General features: G+C 57.5%; 1 protein-coding gene. It reads right to left on the bottom strand.

Going from position 1 to position 704, the window contains the following annotated elements; translation table 11 throughout:
• Window positions 1-17 precede the first annotated feature (17 nt).
• Window positions 18-704 (bottom strand): IS5 family transposase gene (locus NBH21_RS25990; RefSeq protein ID WP_252759604.1). Its coding sequence is split into 2 segments (ribosomal slippage), with 688 coding nucleotides annotated over them: window positions 18-433 and window positions 433-704; the frame shifts between segments, so codons are not numbered across the junction. This gene is flagged as partial in the annotation.

The raw sequence follows: 704 nt of genomic DNA, 5'->3' as shown, positions 1-704 counted from the left end.
CTAGGACGAATCGACATTCATCGGAGCCAAAGCATAGCGGCAACGAGATGGATGACGCCTTTGAAATGAATGGTTCTGCGGTCGTATCGGGTTGAAAGCCGACGGAAGTGCTTCATTCGGTTAAAGCACCGCTCTATACGGTTGCGATACATGTAGGCGAGTTCATCGTGCGGAATGATGGTCTTGCGCGAACGGTTTGACGGGATAACGACTTTGGCCCCCATGCTGGCGATCGTCTCTCGCAAGGCATTGCTGTCATAGGCTTTATCGGCCAGCACGGCATTGCCGGTCTGCCCCTCCAGAAGCGCCGGAGCTTGCGTGATGTCGCCGACCTGACCGGCGGTGACAATGATACGCAGCGGCCTTCCAAGCGCATCGGCCAGCATGTGGATCTTGGTGGTCAATCCACCTCGGGAACGCCCCAGCGCCTGATCCTTGGCCCCCCTTTTCCGGAGGCCGACTGCTGATGAGCACGGACGATCGTGCTGTCGATCATCAGATACTGGTTGTCACGATCGGCCGTCAGCGTCTCGAATACCTGCTCCCAGATGCCGGCATGGCACCACCGGCTGAAACGCTTATGCACCGATTTCCACTTGCCATACCGTTCCGGTAGATCACGCCAGTGTGCGCCGGAGCGCAATACCCAAAGACAACCATTGATAAACAACCGATTGTCCGAGCTAGTGCGCCCCGGATCGCCA

This window comes from Ciceribacter sichuanensis (assembly GCF_024055605.1).
Classification (GTDB): Bacteria; Pseudomonadota; Alphaproteobacteria; order Rhizobiales; family Rhizobiaceae; genus Allorhizobium; species Allorhizobium sichuanense.
The sequence above is the reverse complement of the archived record's forward strand: the minus strand, read 5'-3'. Positions and strand labels throughout refer to the sequence as shown.